The sequence below is a fragment of the Microbacterium plantarum genome (assembly GCF_035231185.1).
Classification (GTDB): Bacteria; Actinomycetota; Actinomycetes; order Actinomycetales; family Microbacteriaceae; genus Microbacterium; species Microbacterium plantarum.
This window is the reverse complement of record NZ_CP141117.1, coordinates 2,463,201-2,481,386: the sequence shown is the minus strand read 5'-3', so window position 1 is coordinate 2,481,386 and position 18,186 is coordinate 2,463,201. Positions and strand designations below refer to the sequence as shown.

The following is an 18,186-nucleotide window of genomic DNA, read 5'->3' as shown; positions in this document are numbered from 1 at the left end:
TGCGGCCGAACTCGGGTTCAGCTCTCGATGACGGCGTCGGGGCGCTGCTCGCGCCTCGGCGTCGTCAGGACGCCCGAGAAGAAGCTCATCATGATGGTCTGGAACCCGAGGATGATAGTGAGCGCGCTGGGCACGGCGATCCGGACCGCCTGCGCAGCATCCTGCTGCCCGAAGTCCGCGCTTCCCCAGACGCTGACCTGCACGACCCCGATGACGATGCCCAGGAGGAACAGTGCGACGCCCGTGAGCAGGCCGCGTTCGGCGGACCATTTCGCGACGATGCGCCGGTACCGTTCGCTGGTCGGCAGGAAGCCCTCCTGCGTCGCGTACAGCTTCGTCAACCAGAAGAACAGAAGGGCTTGGAAGCCCGTGACGCACAGCGCGCTCGCGTACACCATCGTCGTGACGTCGAAGCCGATCCCGCCGATCTCCACGCCGCCGAAGGCGAGCACCGCGACCGCGACGGCGCCGAGGAAGAAGGCCACGAGGCCGGGGTAGACGAAGAGCCACCGCGGTGCGAACAGGAGAAGGAAACGCAGGTGGCGCCAGCCGTCGTGCCAGCTGCGCAGGTGCGGCGGGCGCGACCGGCCGTCCTTCTTCAGCGTGGTGGGGACCTCCTCGATCCGGTACTTCGCGAGGGAGGACTTCACCACCATCTCGGAGGCGAACTCCATACCGGTGGTCTGCAGGTCGAGCGCGCGCATCCGATCGCGGTTGAATCCGCGAAGACCGCAGTGGAAGTCGCGGACATTGGGGCGGAAGAAGAGCTGACCGATGGTCGACAGCACCGGGTTGCCCAGGTACTTGTGCAGCGGCGGCATGGCACCGGGCGCGATGCCGCCGGCGAAGCGATTGCCCATCACGAGGTCGGCGCCCGCTCGCAGGCGCTCGACGAACGGCTCGAGGTTCTCGAAGTCGTAGCTGTCGTCGGCGTCGCCCATGATGATGTAGCGTCCGCGGGCGTTGTCGATGCCGTTGATCAGTGCGGCGCCGTACCCACGGCGGCTGGCCGCGGCTACGCGCGCGCCCAGGCGGAGCGCGATCGCCTGTGAGCCGTCGGTGCTGCCGTTGTCGGAGATGAGGACTTCACCTGAGATTCCGGTACGGGCGAGGAAGCCCTGCGCCTTGCGGATGCAGACTTCGAGTGTCTCGGCCTCATTGAGGCACGGCATGAGAATCGTCAGCTCGACCTCGGTGGACGGGGATGCAGCAGTCACAGAGTGTCTTCTTTCCTGTTCCGGGCGATGCGCCGCGGTGTTTCGAGGGCTTCGAGGATTCCCTCGACGGTACGGCGGATTGTGCGGGTCTCGATGGCGGAGTCGTACCAGGCGCGCGCGGTGCGACGAAGCGCGTCGCCGCCGTCGGCGACGGCGCTGATCGCGGCCGCCAGGTCGTCAGCCGACGCGGAATCGGCGACGACGCCGTTGATTCCCGTCTCGACCAACTCGGTGGCGGCATTGCCGGGGTCGGCGACGAGGACGACGGGCGTGCCGTGCGCGTTCGCCTCGACCACCACGAGGCCGTAGCCCTCGCGGCGAGACGGATTGATGACGCAGACGGCCCCGTGCATCAGCTGGGCCAGTCGCTCCTCGTCGACGAATCCGGGGAACTCGGTCCACTCCTCGCCGCCGGACTCCGCGACGGCGGCGCGTACGGCGTCGCCGCTCGGTCCGCGCCCGAGCACGACGAGGCGCAGGCCGGGGATCTGCTGGCGTGCCGCGGCGACGGCGGCCGGGAGCGTTTCGACCCGCTTGTCGGGGATGTGGCGTCCCACGTAGAGGACGTACGGCGGCTCGGATGCCGGGGTGACCGGGCCCGCTTCCACCGTGGCGTCGATGAGGCCCGGGCTGATGATCGGAGCCGATCGCAATCCTTCGTTTCGTAGCCGTGTTGCGCTGAGTCGCGAGTGGCAGGTCGCGAGCGGGGTGATCGCAATGGCGGCACGCTGCAGCACCCAGGCGATGGTGCCGGTGACCGTGCCGGAGTATTCGAGCCATTGGTGCCGCGGCCAGACCTCGAGGTAGTCGACGACCAGGCGGGTGCGCGATCCGAGCAGAGCGAGGCGGGCGGCGAACACGTTGAAGATCGGCAGTCCGCTCACGATGACCGCGCTGTATCGACGACGCCGACGCACGAGGGCCCCGAACAGGCCTGCCGCGTACCGGAGCGCCGCGGGGATGCGCCGCACGCCATCGGCGGAATAGAGCGAGAGCCGTCCGGTCACGGGGACCACGGTGAAAGCCTCCGGCACTGCGACGTCATCGTCCCATTGCCGCGACGTGAGGTAGTCGACTTCGTACCCGAGCGTGACCAGCTCGTCCGCGAAGGCACGGTATTGCCGCTCTCCACCGCCGGTGGTGAAGGGGAAGAGGCAGTCGTAGGCGACCGCGAGATGACGACGCGCCGCCACGATCAGCAGCCTTCGATGCGGAACAGGCGTGCTTCGGGACCTTCCGAATCCACGAGCACGAGGTGACGACCCGGCGTGAGGTCCTGGATGCCGTCGTAGATCACGGCCTGCGACTGGTCCATGACGTCCTGACGTCCGAAGTCCAGGACGTAGTCGATCCCGAGGTCGTCCACCGTTGAGCAGACAGTCGGGTCGGTGTCGATGTTCCGCAGGTGGGAGTTGAGGTAGACGAGTTCGGGGGAGGGGGATCCGAAGATGTGCCGCTGGGTCACTTCGCGATCGGACAGTGCGAGCGCGAGTGACGCGCCGGTCCGCGGGCTTCCGATGATGAGCGCGTCCTCGCTGGTCTCCTCCGGGACCCGATCGAGCAGAGCTCGTTCGTCCGAGGTGAGAAGCACGGAGTCGTCTGTGTAGGCGTAGGCCTCACGAACCTGTGAAAGCGCGATGCGGACGTTCGGACCGACGGCCACGGAGAAAACCGCGATCACCGCGACGACGAGGCCGACGACGCGGGCCCAGCTCGGCGCGGAGAGCCGCGCGAGGGCTCGGCGCCCCGCGTCGTAGATCCCGAGTGCGCCGAGGACGGCGACCGGGCTGGCGGCCATCGGCAGCAGAGCCGCGAGACGGTTCGAGTCGTTGTACCAGGGGTTGGTGAGGAACTCGCGGAGCGGGTGGTCGATGCGCAGACCCGAGGCGACGACGAACAACAGCACGGACACCGCGAAGGGCGCGAGCAGAGGGAGCGACGTCGGCCGTCGCACCGCCACGACCGCTCCGGCCACGAGGAGAACGGCGATCACGATGGTCGGCGTGTATCCCCGAGGCGAGGCCAGCGCTGCCTCACCGAACGCCTGCGCGAGGTTCTGCCAGGGCTTCCATCCCGAGTGCTCAGCAGAGGTGCGGAAGACCGACCACGTCGCGACGCAGACCAGCGCGAAGCCGGCCGCGCTCGCCGCGAGCGTCCGCCACCCGCGCCGTGAGTGTGCCGTGATCGCGCGTGCCAGGAGGGTGCTCAGGACCGTCGCGGCGGAGAAAGCGAGGAGGGCCAGGAAGGCGTTCGGGTGTCCGAGGAAGACGCCGCCGGCGAGGAGAGCCACGAGGAGCACCGCTCGAACGACCCCAGCGGGCTTGCGCTCGCCGAGCGCGAGGACCACGGCGGCGAGCCCGGCGGGAGCCATGGCGTAACCGACGAGGTTGGGGTAGAGCACTCCCCAGTTGAGGAAGAGCGCGGGGAACGCGCCGAACCCCGCTGACAGGGCCGCAGCAGCGACGTACGCGGCTCTGCGACGGTGAAACATCGCCCCGACGAGCGCCATGATCGAGGCGGGCCACAGGATAGCGACGAAGCCGAGGTTCGCGGCGTTGATCCCCGCCGGAACCGAAACGCCCGTCAGCTCGACGACGAGCGTCGTGATGGCGTGCCATGCGTTGGGGTAGCCGCCGATGTCCGAGGTTGCGCCGATCTGGAACGGCGAGGCACTGCCGTTCTTCACCGCGAGGGCGATCGCGTTGAGATGGACGATGTTGTCGAACCGCTGCGCGATGTTCTCCGGGCCGCCGAAGGCGCGTGCGAACAGGATGCCCAGTCCGCCGGCCGATGCCGCCAGCGAGCCGGCCGCGGCAAACAGTGTGCCGCGGGACGAGGCCGCGTCGTCACTACCCGCGAAACGGCGCAGCACGAGACCGATACCCGCGACGACCGCCGTGATGATCGCGAGCGGGATCAGACCCCAACGCAGACCGACGAGCGGGGCGACGGTCGCGGCGACGGCGGCGATCGTGACCGAGACAGCCGGGGCGAGGAGCCAGCGTGAGGGGTTGCGCACGCCCCAGCCGGCGGCCATGACGATGCCGCCCGGGATGATCAGGAGGAGCGCAGCGACGAGGATCGACGGAAATGTGCTGATCCAGCTATCCATTCGATCCCGACTCCGTCACTGCGACAATTCGACATGCCATCGTAGCCGACGTCTTCAACGGGCTTTCCCACGCTTTCCTCAGGCCCGCGGAATGCGTCGCGTAGGATCGATGACGCCCCGCTCCGGGGGCGCCCATTCGCTTGCCCCGAAACGAAAGCGTTCGCCCCATGGACCTCCTCATCGTCGGCTCCGGCTTCTTCGGCCTCACGATCGCCGAGCGTGCCGCGGCATCCGGTCGCAAGGTGACTGTCATCGACCGCCGTCACCACATCGGCGGCAACGCCTACACCGAGAACGAGCCGACGACCGGCATCGAGGTCCACAAGTACGGGGCTCACCTGTTCCACACCTCGAATGCGACGGTGTGGGACTACGTCAACCGCTTCACGCAGTTCACGAACTACGTCCACCGCGTCTACACGACCCACAAGGGTGTCGTGTACCCCCTGCCGATCAACCTCGGCACGATCAACCAGTTCTTCCAGGCCGCTTACACACCCGGTGAAGCACGCGACCTCATCCAGGAGCTCGCGGGCGAGTTCGACCCGAAGCAGGCGAACAACCTCGAGGAGCGTGCCATCGGGCTGATCGGGCGTCCGCTGTACGAGGCGTTCATCCGGGACTACACCGCGAAGCAGTGGCAGACCGATCCGAAGGAGCTTCCGGCCGAGATCATTTCGCGTTTGCCGGTCCGCTACACCTACGACAACCGCTACTTCAACGACACGTGGGAGGGCCTCCCGGTCGACGGCTACACCGCGTGGCTCGAGCGCATGGCGGATCACCCCAACATCGAGGTGAAGCTGAGCACCGACTTCTTCGACGAGTCGCAGCCGCTCAACAAGAAGGCCACCGTCGGTCAGCTGCCGATCGTCTACACCGGTCCCGTCGACCGGTACTTCGACTACACGGAAGGCGAGTTGTCGTGGCGCACGCTCGATTTCGAGCAGGACGTCCTCGACATCCCCGACTTCCAGGGCACGAGCGTCATGAACTACGCCGACGCTGACGCGCCTTACACGCGGATCCACGAGTTCAAGCACTTCCACCCCGAGCGCGCCGATCGGTACCCGACGGACAAGACGGTGATCGTGCGGGAGTACTCCCGGTTCGCGACTCGCGCGGACGAGCCCTACTACCCGGTCAACACAGCCGACGACCGTGCGGGTCTCCTCGCCTACCGCGATCTCGCCAAGGGCGAGCAGGACGTCCACTTCGGTGGACGTCTGGGCACCTACCAGTACCTCGACATGCACATGGCCATCGGCTCGGCGCTGTCGATGTGGAACAACCAGCTAGCGTGAGGATGTCGTGGGTTCACTGACGGACCGGGTGAGCGGTAGCGCCGGACCGAGGGTGGATGCGGGCCGCTGGGGATACCGCGCCGACATCGACGGTCTCCGCGCCGTCGCCATCCTGCTGGTCGTGACGTACCACGTCTGGCTTGGACGCGTGTCGGGCGGGGTTGACGTCTTTCTGATGCTGTCCGCGTTCTTCCTGACGCGCACGTTCCTGCACCGCATCCACACCGGAGCGCCGCCGGACATCGCGCGCCGGCTGATCGGGACGTTCCGGCGTCTCCTGCCCGCCGCCGCTGTCACGCTCCTGCTCGTCCTGCTGCTGGCGCGCCTGTTCTATCCGGCGACAACGTGGCGGTCGCTCTGGGAACAGACGTGGGCGTCGTTGCTCTACGTTCAGAACTGGATCCTCGCGGCCGACGCGGTGGACTACTACAACCGCGGGGAGGCGCCTAGCCCGCTCCAGCATTTCTGGTCTCTCTCCGTGCAGGGTCAGGCGTTCGTGCTGTGGGCTGTGCTGTTCGCGCTCTGCCTGCTGATCATCCGGCGATTCCGGCGGTCTCCGGATGCGGTCGTCGCAGTGGTCTTCGGCGCGGTCTTCGTGGTCTCGCTGGGATATTCCGTCGTGCGCACGGATGCCGCCCAGCAGCTGGCGTACTTCGACACGGGAGCTCGCCTGTGGGAGTTCGCTGCGGGATCGTTGCTGGTCGTCGCGCTCCCGTACCTGCGGCCCGGGCCTACGGTGAGCGCCGTGCTCGGGTGGGTCGGTATCGGCGGACTCCTCGCCTGCGGCGTGCTGCTCGACGTCGAGGGTGGCTTCCCCGGGTACCTCGCCCTCTGGCCCGTCGTCTGCGCCGCGATGATCGTGATCTCGGGAACCGGTGACGCGGGGCGCGGCCCCGCCCGATTCCTCGCGTCGCGACCGCTTCGACTCGCCGGTCGCGACGCTTACGGCCTCTACCTCGTGCACTGGCCGATCCTCGTCACGTGGCTCGTCGTGCGCGAGCGCACGGAGGTCGGAGCGTTGGGCGGCGTGGCGATCGTCTTGGCTTCCCTGGTAGGCGCGCGATTGCTGACGTTCGCGGTAGATCACCCCGTACGACAGTGGCGACGCTCGGAACGCGGCGTCATGCCCTCCGTCGCTGTCGTCGCGGTCGCCGTTTTGGTCGTCGTGGTCCCCGTCGGCACATGGCAGGGTGTGACCGCGTACCGAGAGCAGCGGATCGCGGAGCAGCAGCTGAGCGCGAACCCCGGGGCGCACGTGCTCTTCGACGATGAGGTCTCCGAACCTGACCCGGAGCTGCCGATGATCCCGCTCGCGACGGCGATCGAGGACGAATGGGTGCAGCTCGAACTGGAGTGCAGCGGGGTGCGCGCAATCACCGACGACATCCTGCACGGCTCCTGCTTCGAGACGCCGGGCACTCAGCGAGCGAGCGAGCTGATCGCGGTGATCGGCGACTCGCACGCGCAGCAGATGACCGCGGCGCTCGTGCCGATCGCGGAGCAGCGCGGCTGGGGCGTCATCACGCTCGTGCGTGGTGGCTGCGCCATGGGCCTCGATGACCCCGGCTTCGATCCCGAGTTCTGCCCGCAGTGGCGCGAAGCGGCGATCCGCCACGTGGAGGCGATCAAACCGTCGGCGGTCATGACCATCGTCACCGCCGCTGATGCGAGCGACGAGGACGAGCGCCTCCGGCCGGGAATCGAGCGGTTCCTCGACCGCATGGACGCAGCCGACATCCCGATCATCGCCGTGCGCGACAACCCCAGGTTCGGATACGACATGTTCGGCTGCGTCATCGAATCCGACGACCCGGAAGGCTGCTCCGTCCCCCGTAGCAGCTCGCTGGCGGCCGCCAACCCGGCGCGCATCCTGCAGCGCGAGAGCATCACGCACGTCGACCTGACCGAGTGGATCTGTCCGGATGACGTCTGCCCGGCCGTCGTCGGCAACGTCGCCGTGTATCGGGATGACAATCACCTCTCCAGCTCCTACGCGCGGACCCTCGCGCCGATGCTGGAACGGCAGCTCGCGCCGCTGCGGTGAGGTGTGTCACCGAGCCGCGCGCTCGTGGGACCGTAGGATCGAACGCGTGAGTCCCGCCGTCGTCGGCGCCCCCGGATCGCCGCGGCGCTACCTCCACTCTCTGTGGCTGCTGTCGGCGCGCGATCTGCGGGTTCGGTACTCGACGAGCGCGCTCGGTTACCTCTGGTCGGTCCTCGACCCGCTCGTCATGAGCGGCATCTACTGGTTCGTCTTCACGCAGGTCTTCCATCGAGATGTCGGGGAGAACCCGTACATCGTCTTCCTCATCACCGCGCTGCTGCCGTGGGTGTGGTTCAACTCTGCGGTCACCGACTTCACGCGTGCCTTCAACAAGGACGCGCGGCTGGTACGCTCGACCTCCATCCCACGCTCGATCTGGGTGGGGCGGATCGTTCTGAGCAAGGGCATCGAGTTCCTCTTCTCACTCCCGGTCCTCGCCATGTTCGCGATCTTCGGGGGTGCCACTGTCAACGCGGCGCTCCTGTTCTTCCCGGTGGCCGTCCTGCTGCAGGTGATCCTGCTGCTCGGGCTGGGGCTCATCGTCGCCCCGCTCTGTGTCCTCTGGGGCGACCTGGAGCGCACAACCCGACTCGTCCTCCGGGCACTCTTCTACGCTTCGCCCATCATCTACGGCGTCGCCGACCTCCCGGGCGTCTTCAAAGAGATCGGCGCATTCAACCCCCTGGCCGGCATCTTCACGCTCTACCGCGTCGGGTTCTTCCCCGACCAGTGGGACACACTGTCGGTGGTCGTCGGGGCCGTCACCAGCATCGTGATCTTCGGGCTCGGCCTCCTCGTCTTCTCGCGCCTCGAGCGTCCGGTGCTGAAGGAGCTGTGATGACGGAACTCGCGATCGAGGTGCACGACCTCGGCGTGCGCTTTCGCCGCAACCGGCGCGGGAGACGCAACCTGAAGGACCTCTTCGGCGGAGCGTCGCGCCGCAGCCGCCCCGGCGAATTCTGGGCGCTCCGCAGCGTGTCGTTCTCGGTGGAGCCGGGCGAGTCGATCGGCGTGGTCGGGCGGAATGGGCAGGGCAAGTCGACCCTCCTCAAGCTCGTCGCGGGGGTTCTGCTGCCCGATGAGGGCCGCGTCGACGTGAACGGTGGGGTGGCGCCGCTCATCGAGATCACCGGCGGCTTCGTGGGAGACCTCACCGTGCGCGAGAACGTGCGCCTCACGGCAGGTCTGCACGGGATGGCGAACGCTGAGGTCAGCCGCCGCTTCGACGACATCATCGAGTTCGCGGAGATCTCCGACTTCGTCGACACCCCGTACAAGCACCTCTCGAACGGCATGAAGGTGCGCCTGGCGTTCTCGGTGGTGTCGCAGCTGGACGAGCCGATCCTCCTCGTCGACGAAGTGCTCGCCGTCGGCGACCGCGCCTTCCGCGCGAAGTGCTACAAGCGCATCGACGAACTCCTCGCCGAGGGGCGGACGCTCTTCTTCGTCAGCCACAACGAGAAGGACCTGCGACGTTTCTGCACGCGCGGCCTCTACCTCGACAAGGGCGCCCTGGTCCTCGACGGACCGATCGGCGACGTGCTCGACCGGTACAACGAGGACCACAACGACGGAGCCTGAGGCTCAGCCCTCCGCCGGGTCGAAGATGCGCTCCCACGACTCGGGGGACGTCAGCTGCCCCATCGCGCGACGGTAGCGCCGTGACAGCTTCGGCCAGTCGCGCTTGAGCTGCGCGTGCAGTCGCAGGCTCTCACGCAGCATCCGTCGGAAGGCCGCCCGATCGCGCGTGTAGATGTTCTTGCCGGACCCGTCGGCTGCGCTAACGAGGGCGCTGTCGTAGCGCGGCACCCGCCACCAGTTCGCGTCGCCCTTGCCGAACTCGACCTCGGGCTGCGCGACGTTCTCGGGTCGGGGCGCGTGGAGCCAGTGCGAGGCGAGCGTCGACACGGTGAACCACCGGAGCTTGAGGCCCGTCGGGCTGTCGAAGGTGTGACGGGGCAGACGCTTGAACACCTGACGTCCCTTTCGCGAACGGAGCGGTACGCCGGTGTCCCGATGGATGACCGTCTCGGGGAACTCTTTCTGGAGAGCCCGCGCGGCGGGCATGGCCGTCGCGATCCCCGCCGCCATGTGCTCGGGCCCCAAAAGGATGTCGCGCAGTGCGCGATGACGCAGCTCGACGGGGTAGTACTGCATCATCATGAGGTGCTTGAGGTCGAGCCGGCGGCTGTGTCGCAGGAGCGTCCCGCCCCGCGGGCTGTTCGAGTGCAGCAGCGCCGCGACGATCCGGTTGCGCGCATGGAAGTAGGCCTGCCAGTCGATCGAGTCGTCCTTGCCGACCCACGACACGTGCCAGAGCGCGACCCCGGGCATCGACACGGTCGGGAACCCGGCGTCGCGGGCTCGCAGGCAGTACTCGGCATCGTCCCACTTGATGAAGGCGGGCAGAGACAGTCCGACCTGGCGGATGATCTCGACCGGGATGAGGCACATCCACCAGCCGTTGTAGTCGGCGTCGAGCCGCATGTGCAGCTCGGGTGACTGGCGCAGGTTCGCCACGGAGAAGTCGTGCGGCATCTTCTCCTGCTGCAGCGTGCGCCACATGAACGGCTCGTCGTCGACGACCTCTGCCCAGGCGTGGAGCTTCGGGCGATCGAGCAGGTCGAACATGTGGGCCCCGACGATCGTCGGCGTCGTCGCGTACCGGCCGAAAACGATCGACCGGCGGAGCGACTCGGGCTCGATGCGGACGTCGTCGTCGAGCAGCTGGACGAAGTCGCTATCCGGCCGCTGCAGGGTCTCGTGCATTGCGCGAGCAAAGCCGCCCGAGCCGCCGAGGTTTGGCTGCGTGATGATCTGAAGCGTCTCGCCGAGACTGTCGGCGACGTCGGAGAAGTCGTGCTGAGCGTCGACGCGGTCCGTTCCCTGGTCGATGAGGAAGATGCGATCGACCAGTTCGAGCACGTCGGGCGCCGCATCGAGGGCGCGGAGGGTCGCGACGCAGTAGTCGGGCTTGTTGTAGGTCGTGATGCCGAGCGAGGCCTTGCCCGAGCGGGCCGGCTCCTGCTCGGTCGTCCATTCTGCGCCCAGGAACCGGGCGTCCTCGCGGTCGGCTGCGATGTCGAACCAGATCCATCCGCCGTCGCTGTACTGATTGAGGCTGAGGTCGAACGTGCTGGTCGCCTGGCCGTTGACCTCGCGAGTCTCCAGTCGCTGGCGGGTGCCGCCGCCGTTGGAGCGGTAGACGAGGACGGTGGCCGGGCCCTCGGTTCGCACCGTGAGGGTCACGTCGCGGACCGGGGTCCAGTGCTGCCAGTACGAGGCCGGGAAGGCGTTGAAGTAGGTGCCGAACGACACCCGCCGCCCGCCCACGATGCGCGCCTCCGAGCGGCCGAGGATGTTCGACAGCTGAGCCCGCGACGACACGCGCACGGGCTCCTCGTCGATCTCGGTCCACGTCTCGGGATCGACGTAGAGCGGGAGGAGGTCGGGGTCGTGCTCGAGCGGGAGGACGGCGCGCTGCAGCAGGTGAGGCATGGTCTGTCTTTCGTCAGGGACGGGCCGGCTGATCAACCAGCGGCTGCATCGGCTGCCACGTGCGGTCACGGGCGATGCGCCGGCCGTCGCGGAGGCCGCGGAAGAGATTCGAGGTGCCTCGCACGGTGCGCTCGACGAGGAAGAGCCGGATGAGCTCCTTGCCGAAGGTCAGCGTCGTCCCGAGGCCGAACAGCACCGGGTTGTAGACGCCCTTCGTCCGGTAGTACTGCTTGATGTGCGCCCGGTTGCGCATGATGTAGTACCGGTAGGCGTCGCTCGAGGCGTTCATGTGGCGGATGCCCATGTCCCACTGGCGGATCTCGCGCGTGCGGCGCAGGACGAATTCGTCGACGATGACCGACGTCGTGATGCGCGAGGCGAGCCAGCCGTAGAGCTGGTCGTCCCAGTAGATGAAGAAGCGCGGGTCGGGCAGTCCGATGCGGGCGACGATGTCGCGGTGGATGAACATGCCCTCGAAGCAGCCGGAGTTCATCTCCTTGTACCCGGACTCGCCGAAACCGGCGGGCGCGAAGGGGATGGGGATGCCCATGCGTTCGGCGATGCGGTACTGCCAGTAGAACTCGCTGCCGTCGTAGTCGTACCGGCGACCCTGGATGCTGCGGAACCGCGGCGCCCAGCGTCCCATCTTGGCGAGCCCGTCGGGCAGCACCTCGACGTCGTCGTCCATGAGCCAGATCCACTCGGACCCCAACTCATAGGCCACGCGCACGCCTTCGCTGAATCCGCCGGATCCGCCGGTGTTCGTCTCGAGGCGCCGGTACACGAGCTCGGTGCCCAGTCGATCGCGGAACGACTCGACGACCGCGGTCGTGTCGTCGGTCGAGGCGTTGTCGATGATCACCACGCGACCGGGCTTCGGGTCCATCCGGACGACGCTCTCGAGCAGCCGCGACAGAAGCGCGGAGCGGTTGAAAGTGACGACGGCGATGGTCGCCGATGTCGGGTCGAAAACCTGCGCGCTCACCGGCCCGATCCTACCGTGCGATGCCGTGCGTTCCCGTCGAGGTGTCGTCGGGCAGCCCGGGGGCGGGCGATCCCGGCCGCGCGGCGTCCCGGATGTTCTCGCGCCACGACTTCGACTGCCCGGCTCGCAGCGCGCAGAGGACGAGCATCAGCCAGCCGTACCCGTGGAGGGGGAAGCTCTCGAAGAGGGCGTCGACGAGGACCGTCACGAGGATGAGGGGAGTCCAGGCGTAGAGGATCGACCGGCGTTCACTCGCGACGAGCCACGCGCGTCCCAGGGCCAGTCCGGCGAAGGCGATGAAGATGAGGAGACCGACCCACCCGAGCTGGAGCACGACGTCGACGTACGCGTTCAGCGCCGAGTTGTGGCGGTCCCCGAGCGCGAAGTTGATCGCGTTGAAAGGGAAGTCGGTGCGCGACCACGGCCCGAACCAGCCCCATCCGCGCACCGGCTCGACGCGAACGAACGAGGCGACCTGGTCCCACAGCTCGGCCCGGATCGAGAAGTCCGTCCCGGCTCCGATCCACGCGATGATGCGCTCGCGCAGCAGATAGCCGACCATCGCGCTGACGATCACGGTGGCACCGAGCACGGACTGTACGGTGCGTCGGAGTGCGTGTCGGGTGCGTCGCACGAGGCCGAGGGCCGCCGTCGCGACGGCCGTGGCGACGGCGAGGACGAGGACGGTGGGGGAGTCGGAGAGGGCGGCGAGGAGCGCGGCCAGCACGGCCGAGAACAGCGAGACACCGGTTCGCACCGACACCGTGCGCCACTCGATGTAGAACGTGATCAGTGCCAGGACCGCGATGAAGCCGAGGGAGTTGCGGGTGCCGAAGATGCCCTGAACCGGGCCGAGAGCGGCGATGTCCCCTTCGATGCCGAGGAAGGTGAACGGCATGTCGAAGAACACACCCGAGAGCAGCTCGAGCAGGAGCGACAGCACCAGCAGCACCCGGAAGACGTCGGCCAGCGCGCGGACCGTCTGCAGGGTGTCGCGCGTGTTCGCGATGACGACGGCGAGGAACGCGATCGCCGCGAGCGCGAGCCAGCCGCTGACGGTCCCGGAGGTGTCTGTCGTCCACGTGATGCTCGCGAGGGCCCAGCCGAGGAACAGCACGAGGGTCGATGGGATGAGGCGCACGAGGGTGAACTCGCGACGGCGGACCAGCAGCACGGCCGCGCCGACCGCGCACAACCCCGCGATCACGGTGAACCAGGTGACCCGGCCCGCGGTGCGGTCGACGAGGTGCTGAGCGAACACCGCGGCGATCGCCGTGTGTGCGAATGCCTGCGCGAACGCCGCGGAGTCGAGGGTGCGGACGACCCAGGAGGCGGACAGCCCGGGCGGGGTCGTCACGCCACGCCTTCGACGGGCGCGCCGCGCTCGATCGGGGCACCGCCCTCGAGGGGCCACGCGGCAGCGAGTGTCGAGCGACGCCGGACGGGTGTGCCGCGAACGGAGGCGGGGGCCTGCTTGATGGCGAAGGCGAGCATCACGAGCAGGAACCATCCCCAGTTCAGCAGCGGCGACGACTCGGTGATGCTCTGGACGAGAAGGATCGTCGCCACGAGCGCGGGGATCAGCAGGAGGCGCGACCGCGGTTCCCGCTGGGCGCCGGGGCGGGGGATGCGGCCGAGCGCCAGGAACCATGCGCGCCAGGTGAAGGCGCCGAGGGCGACGGCGAACAGCACCACGCCCACCACCCCGAGCTGCATGGCGACGTCGAACCAGGTGCTGTGCGCTTGCATCACCGTGACGCCGCGGTCGACGATCCAGCCGTCGAAGAAGGGATCCGTGGGCACCCACGGCACCGAGTAGCCCCAGCCGATGATCGGGCTCTCGGCGAATCGCTCGCCCACCGTCGCCCAGATCTCCTTCCGACCGCTGAGGTCGGAGGAGCGTCCGAGCATCTCGAACAGAGCTTCGCGGACGAGCCACAGGGTCGTGATGAGGGCGACGCCCGTGACGGTGAAGACGATGTAGAGGATGCGGCGGGTGCGCGCTGTGCGCGCGCGTCGCATGAGCAGGACGACCACGATGACGATCGCGATGGCGATCGCGCACATCGCGGCAGTGGCCGACGAGCCGCGCCAGAAGCAGAAGGCCGCCAGCAGCGTCCACGCCACCAGCGGGCCCCGGCGGCCGGCGCGGGTGTTGATCTGCAACCCGAAGACGACGAGTCCGAGCAGCGCGATGTAGGCGAGCGAGTTCGCGTTGCCGAAGATCCCCTGGATGCGGTCATCCGTGAAGAGCTTGTCGCGAGACCAGAACATGATCGGGTCGCCCGTGAAATCGGGCCCCGGGCGGACGAAGCCCGGGAGGATCGGCCCGCGCCAGATGAGCGAGACCCACAGCTCGAAGGCCAGGGAGAGCGCCAGCATCCACTTCACCGCCGCGGCGATCGCCTCGATGATCTGACGTCCCGTGAGGACGGACGCGACGAAAATGGCCTGCGCGGTGGTCGCGAGCAGCAGCGCCAGCGTCATGGCGGTCGCGCGCGGCCATTCCGTCCACAGCAGCGAGAGCACCGCCCACCCGACGTAGGCCAGGGCGAACCACGGCAGGCGGCGCCAGCGGCGGCGGGGTCGCTGAATCAGCCAGATCGCCGCTGACACGGTGGTCGTGACGGCGACCACGACGGCCGAGCCGCCTACCCCGATCGCCATGAGCCAGGCCGTGCCCGCCATCGAGGAGGCGATGATCAGGGTGCACCAGGCTCGCACGAGCCGGAGCGGGAGGCGCCGCGGCGATGAGGTCGTCGCCGCATCCGTTCCGGATTCCCCGCGCGTATGACTGGCCATGATGCTCTCAGATTAGCCGCAGGGGCTGAGAGCCATCACGTACCCCGGAGCGCCTCCGGCTGCTCGGGAAGGCGGTCGCCCTGCTCCGCGTCGAGACGTTGCTCGGCGGGACCGCGCCCGACGAGCGGGGCCTGCTTGATCTTGAACGCGAACAGGATGATGAGGAACCATCCCCAGTTCAGCAGCGGTGCCGACTCGGCGATCCCCTGGACGAGCAGGATGGTCGCGACGAGGGAGGGAACGAGCGTCAGAGCCGTATACGGGCGATCGGCCACGAGGTCCCACCGGGGCCGATCGACCGCGAAGAACCAGGACCGCCAGACGAACGCCAGCAGTGCGAGCGCGATGAGAGCGACGCCGATGAAGCCGAGCTGGAGCGCGACGTCGAGCCACATGTTGTGCGCCTGCATGACGCTGACGCCGTGGTCGACGATCCAGCCGTCGAACGCCGGGTCCGACGGAACCCAGGGGGTCGAGTAGCCCCACCCGATCAGCGGCCGCTCGGCGATGCGCTCGCCGACGGCGTCCCAGATCCGCTGACGTCCCGTCAGATCGGACGAGCGGCCGAGCAGATCGAACACCGTGTCGCGCGCGAGCCACACGACGGCGCCGCCGAGGCCGGCGACGACGAGGTACATGACATAGAAACGCGTGCGCTCGCCGGGGCGGCGCGCGGTGCGCATCAGCAGGATCGTCACGAGCACGACCGCCACAGCGACGGCGCACAGGAGCGCGGTGGCCGAGGCCGCCCGCCAGAAGAGCAAGACAGCGAGCGCCGTCCAGAGCCCGAGCAGGAACCTGCGCGGCGCGCCCGATGCGATCCGCACTATGAAGACGATGATCGCCAGGAGGGCGATGTAGGCGAGGGGGTTGGCGTTGCCGAAGATCCCCTGCAGGCGGCCGCCGTTGAAGAGGTTGTCGCGTGACCAGAGGGTGATGGGGTGGCCGGCGTAGTCGGCATCCGGTCGGACGAAGCCCGGGAGGATGTCACCCTGCCAGATGAGGGCGACCCACAGTTCGAATAGGATCGACAGGGCCAGCATCCACTTCAGCGCCGCCTCGACCGCGCGCAGGATCTCGCGCCAGGTCAGCACCGCGCCGACGAACATCGCCTGCACGGTCGTCGATACGAGCAGCAGCAGCGTGAGCTCGGTGGCACCCAGCCACGCGGACCACAGCATCGACATCACGGCCCACGCGACGTAGGCCAGCGCGAACCACGGCAGGCGGCGCCACTGCACCCGCGGCCGCAGAGAGACCCAGAGGACCGACGACACGAGTCCGGTCGCGACGACGACGACGCCTGCGACCGCCGGGCCGAACGCCATCAGCCAGCTCGTGCCGGCCATCGACGCGGCGATGACGAAGACGCACCACGCCCGCAGGAGGAGATGCCCGGTGGTCTCTCGCGCGGGCGCCGCGGGAGGCGCCGAGACGGGGTGGCGTGAGTAGACGGCCATGGTGCAGACAGGCTATCGCGGCGGCGGGTCCGGCACCCTATCCGACGGTGCCCGCGCTCTAGGCTGGGCTCGTGCTGATTCCGATCTCGAACATCGCCAGAGACTACGCATGGGGCTCCCAGACGCTCATCGCCGAGCTGCAGGGTCGCGAGCCGTCGGGGGAGCCCGAAGCGGAGATCTGGTTCGGTGATCATCCGGGCAGCCCGTCGCGCGTCGACGACGGCACGGGACGCCCGCTCGACCTCGCCCTGTCCGAGGCCGGGGTCGAGCCGCTGCCCTACCTGATGAAGATCCTCGCGGCGGCGACATCCCTGTCGATCCAAGCGCACCCTTCCCGGGACCAGGCGGCGGCAGGATTCGCGCGTGAAGAGGCGGCGGGCGTCCCGCGGGATGCCGGGGACCGCCTGTACCGCGACGAGAATCACAAGCCCGAGATCATCGTCGCCCTCTCGGATTCATTCCGCGCGCTGGTCGGATTGCGGCCGATCGCCGACACCCAGCGTCTGCTCGCCGCTCTGGGCGAACGTGCGGGCGTCGTCGCGTTGGCCGCTGCGCTCACGCCGACCGACGCCGAGGACGAGTCTGCGGCGCTCCGCCGCGTCATCGGATGGGCGCTCTCGGGCGAGGCATCGGATGTCGTGACCGACCTCGCCGCTGCGCTCGATCGATCCGTGGGGGCGGGCCGCTCGGACTCGGACTTCGCCGCCGAGACGGCCGTGCTCAGCGAGATCGCGGGTGCATTCCCCGGCGACCCGGGGCTCATCGTGGCGACCCTCATGAATCTCGTCGAGCTGCGACGAGGCGAGGCGCTCTTCGCGCCGGCGGGTGTGCTCCACGCTTATCAGGAGGGCCTCGGAGTCGAACTGATGGCCGCCAGCGACAACGTGCTCCGCGGTGGCCTCACGCCCAAGCACGTCGACGTGACGGAGCTGCTGCAGATCGTCAGCACCGACAGCGGTCCCGCGCCGATCGTCGAGCCCATCGAGGTCGCTCCCGGGGTGTTCGGCTATGACGTCGGCGTGCCGGACTTCCGTCTCGCGCGCGTCGAGACGACCTTCGAGGCGGTCACCGAGATCGCGCTCGCCGGCACGGCGATCGTCCTCGCGACCCGCGGCGACGTCGTCGTCGAAGCGGACGGTAAGCGCGTGGAGCTCGTGCCCGGCACGGCGGCCGTCGTCGCGGCGGCGTCCGTCGCGATCGGCGGCGCGGGGGAGGCGTTCGTCGCGCAGCCCGGCGCCTAGCGAGTCGCGACACGCCGATGGAGCGTCGCGAAGCTTAAACATGGGCTTGAGGGTTTACGATCCGCGACTTGACCCAGAGGAATCACACGGGTGTAATTAATGCGAGACACGCGGCTCGCGTGCCGGCCGGCGAGGAGGGGACACGATATGACGGCATACCGTTCGGGCGTTCCCGACAACTGGTTCGTCGATCCGGTCAACCTGGGCGTGCCCGGTGTTCGCCGCGTCGACACCGACGGTGACGACAATGCGCTCGCCTGGCAGACCGACGCGCTCTGCGCGCAGACCGACCCCGAGGCGTTCTTCCCCGAGAAGGGCGGCTCGACCCGCGACGCCAAGCGCATCTGCACGTCATGCGACGTCCGCGGGGAATGCCTCGAGTACGCCCTGCAGAACGACGAGCGCTTCGGCATCTGGGGCGGCCTCAGCGAGCGCGAGCGCCGCAAGCTGAAGCGTCGCGCAGTCTGACGAGCTCCGGCGGCCGGGGTCGCTGATATCGGCGAACCGCCTCGCCGCTGTCGAG

At 68.5% G+C, this 18,186-nt stretch carries 14 protein-coding genes; 6 read left to right on the top strand and 8 right to left on the bottom strand.

What is annotated here, in order from left to right; all coding sequences use genetic code 11:
- Positions 1-17: 17 nt before the first annotated feature.
- The 3 genes from VC184_RS12090 to VC184_RS12080 are packed head-to-tail and all read right to left on the bottom strand — an operon-like array spanning position 18 to position 4,329.
- Positions 18-1,217, bottom strand: coding sequence for a glycosyltransferase family 2 protein (locus VC184_RS12090; RefSeq protein WP_323986354.1), 1,200 nt, complete (start codon positions 1,215-1,217; stop codon positions 18-20).
- Positions 1,214-2,410 carry a glycosyltransferase family 4 protein gene (locus VC184_RS12085; RefSeq protein ID WP_323986352.1) on the bottom strand — a complete coding sequence of 399 codons (1,197 nt, stop codon included), beginning with the start codon at positions 2,408-2,410 and terminating at the stop codon, positions 1,214-1,216. Before VC184_RS12085 ends, VC184_RS12090 begins: the two co-directional genes overlap by 4 nt.
- 2 nt (positions 2,411-2,412) lie before the next feature.
- Positions 2,413-4,329, bottom strand: a complete 1,917-nt coding sequence (locus VC184_RS12080) for a DUF6541 family protein (protein ID WP_323986350.1) — start codon at positions 4,327-4,329, stop codon at positions 2,413-2,415.
- Positions 4,330-4,496: 167 nt separating this feature from the next.
- On the opposite strand from VC184_RS12080, the gene glf reads away from it, so the two are divergent.
- Genes glf through VC184_RS12060 form a run of 4 tightly spaced genes read left to right on the top strand, consistent with a single transcriptional unit; the run spans position 4,497 to position 9,258 of the window.
- A complete protein-coding gene (gene glf, locus VC184_RS12075) occupies positions 4,497-5,633 on the top strand; it encodes a UDP-galactopyranose mutase (protein ID WP_323986348.1) in 1,137 nt (378 codons plus the stop codon).
- A 7-nt stretch (positions 5,634-5,640) separates the two neighbouring features.
- The gene (locus VC184_RS12070; protein ID WP_323986346.1) at positions 5,641-7,677 is read left to right on the top strand and encodes an acyltransferase family protein; all 2,037 of its coding nucleotides are present in this window, start codon (positions 5,641-5,643) and stop codon (positions 7,675-7,677) included.
- A 46-nt stretch (positions 7,678-7,723) separates the two neighbouring features.
- A complete protein-coding gene (locus tag VC184_RS12065) occupies positions 7,724-8,515 on the top strand; it encodes an ABC transporter permease (protein ID WP_323986345.1) in 792 nt (263 codons plus the stop codon).
- Entirely contained in the window at positions 8,515-9,258 is a 744-nt protein-coding gene (locus VC184_RS12060; protein ID WP_323986343.1) for an ABC transporter ATP-binding protein, read from the top strand. The genes VC184_RS12065 and VC184_RS12060 overlap by 1 nt, the downstream gene beginning before the upstream one ends.
- A 3-nt stretch (positions 9,259-9,261) precedes the next feature.
- Here VC184_RS12060 and VC184_RS12055 read toward each other — a convergent pair whose 3' ends face one another.
- The 5 genes from VC184_RS12055 to VC184_RS12035 are packed head-to-tail and all read right to left on the bottom strand — an operon-like array spanning position 9,262 to position 16,422.
- Positions 9,262-11,175 carry a glycosyltransferase gene (locus VC184_RS12055; protein ID WP_323986341.1) on the bottom strand — a complete coding sequence of 638 codons (1,914 nt, stop codon included), beginning with the start codon at positions 11,173-11,175 and terminating at the stop codon, positions 9,262-9,264.
- Between the two features lie 13 nt (positions 11,176-11,188).
- Positions 11,189-12,160: a glycosyltransferase gene (locus VC184_RS12050; protein WP_274178874.1), complete on the bottom strand. Its 972-nt coding sequence runs from the start codon at positions 12,158-12,160 to the stop codon at positions 11,189-11,191.
- Between the two features lie 10 nt (positions 12,161-12,170).
- Complete coding sequence (locus VC184_RS12045; protein ID WP_323986339.1) at positions 12,171-13,517, bottom strand: O-antigen ligase family protein; 1,347 nt, start codon at positions 13,515-13,517, stop codon at positions 12,171-12,173.
- The gene (locus tag VC184_RS12040) at positions 13,514-14,962 is read right to left on the bottom strand and encodes an O-antigen ligase family protein (protein ID WP_323986337.1); all 1,449 of its coding nucleotides are present in this window, start codon (positions 14,960-14,962) and stop codon (positions 13,514-13,516) included. The genes VC184_RS12045 and VC184_RS12040 overlap by 4 nt, the downstream gene beginning before the upstream one ends.
- A gap of 35 nt (positions 14,963-14,997) precedes the next feature.
- Positions 14,998-16,422: an O-antigen ligase family protein gene (locus tag VC184_RS12035; protein ID WP_323986335.1), complete on the bottom strand. Its 1,425-nt coding sequence runs from the start codon at positions 16,420-16,422 to the stop codon at positions 14,998-15,000.
- Positions 16,423-16,493: 71 nt separating this feature from the next.
- Here VC184_RS12035 and manA point away from each other — a divergent pair, with 71 nt between their 5' ends.
- Positions 16,494-17,663 carry a mannose-6-phosphate isomerase, class I gene (manA, locus tag VC184_RS12030; RefSeq protein WP_274178870.1) on the top strand — a complete coding sequence of 390 codons (1,170 nt, stop codon included), beginning with the start codon at positions 16,494-16,496 and terminating at the stop codon, positions 17,661-17,663.
- A gap of 147 nt (positions 17,664-17,810) precedes the next feature.
- The gene (locus VC184_RS12025; RefSeq protein ID WP_023955405.1) at positions 17,811-18,131 is read left to right on the top strand and encodes a WhiB family transcriptional regulator; all 321 of its coding nucleotides are present in this window, start codon (positions 17,811-17,813) and stop codon (positions 18,129-18,131) included.
- The last annotated feature ends 55 nt before the right edge of the window (positions 18,132-18,186 follow it).

Excerpts from the sequence above, each read along its gene's own strand:
- VC184_RS12080 (WP_323986350.1), bottom strand. The coding sequence starts at position 4,329 with ATGGATAGCTGGATCAGCACATTTCCGTCGATCCTCGTCGCTGCGCTC.
- glf (WP_323986348.1), top strand. The coding sequence starts at position 4,497 with ATGGACCTCCTCATCGTCGGCTCCGGCTTCTTCGGCCTCACGATCGCC.
- VC184_RS12060 (WP_323986343.1), top strand. The coding sequence starts at position 8,515 with ATGACGGAACTCGCGATCGAGGTGCACGACCTCGGCGTGCGCTTTCGC.
- VC184_RS12055 (WP_323986341.1), bottom strand. The coding sequence starts at position 11,175 with ATGCCTCACCTGCTGCAGCGCGCCGTCCTCCCGCTCGAGCACGACCCC.
- VC184_RS12040 (WP_323986337.1), bottom strand. The coding sequence starts at position 14,962 with ATGGCCAGTCATACGCGCGGGGAATCCGGAACGGATGCGGCGACGACC.
- VC184_RS12035 (WP_323986335.1), bottom strand. The coding sequence starts at position 16,422 with ATGGCCGTCTACTCACGCCACCCCGTCTCGGCGCCTCCCGCGGCGCCC.
- VC184_RS12025 (WP_023955405.1), top strand. The coding sequence starts at position 17,811 with ATGACGGCATACCGTTCGGGCGTTCCCGACAACTGGTTCGTCGATCCG.